1 protein-coding gene is annotated in these 711 nt (G+C 63.7%); it reads right to left on the bottom strand.

The window, feature by feature from the left end; translation table 11 throughout:
- On the bottom strand, window positions 1-711 hold a 711-nt coding region (locus tag AU195_RS23455; RefSeq protein WP_172800696.1), incomplete at both ends, for a cytochrome c oxidase subunit I.

Here is a 711-nt window from a genome sequence, read left to right as displayed (position 1 = left end):
CATCCGCTCGACCATGTGCGGGTAGTGCAGCTCGAACGCCGGGCGCTCCGACCGGATGCGGGGCAGTTCGGTGAAGTTGTGCCGCGGCGGCGGGCAGCTGGTGGCCCACTCCAGCGAGTTGCCGTAACCCCACGGGTCGTCGACGGTGACGGGCTCGCCGTAACGCCAGCTGCGGAAGACGTTCCAGACGAAGGGCAGCATCGACACGCCGAGGATGAAGGCGCCGATGGTCGAGACGATGTTGAGCGTGGTGAACCCGTCGCTGGGCAGGTAGTCGGCGTAACGACGCGGCATGCCCTCGTCACCGACCCAGTGCTGCACCAGGAAGGTGGTGTGGAAGCCGATGAACGTCAGCCAGAAGTGCAGCTTGCCCAGCTTCTCGTCGAGCAGGCGGCCGGTCATCTTCGGGAACCAGAAGTAGATGCCGGCGTAGGTGGCGAACACGATGGTGCCGAACAGCACGTAGTGGAAGTGCGCGATCACGAAGTAGCTGTCGGTCACGTGGAAGTCCAGCGGCGGGCTGGCCAGCAGCACACCCGACAGACCACCGAGCAGGAACGTCAGCAAAAAGCCCACCGAGAACAACATCGGTGTCTCGAACGTCAACTGGCCCTTCCACATCGTGCCGATCCAGTTGAAGAACTTGATCCCGGTCGGCACCGCGATGAGGAACGTCATGAACGAGAAGAACGGCAGCAGCACCGCGCCGGT

It is taken from the genome of Mycobacterium sp. IS-1496 (assembly GCF_001499995.1).
Taxonomy (GTDB): Bacteria; Actinomycetota; Actinomycetes; order Mycobacteriales; family Mycobacteriaceae; genus Mycobacterium.
The sequence above is the reverse complement of the archived record's forward strand: the minus strand, read 5'-3'. Positions and strand labels throughout refer to the sequence as shown.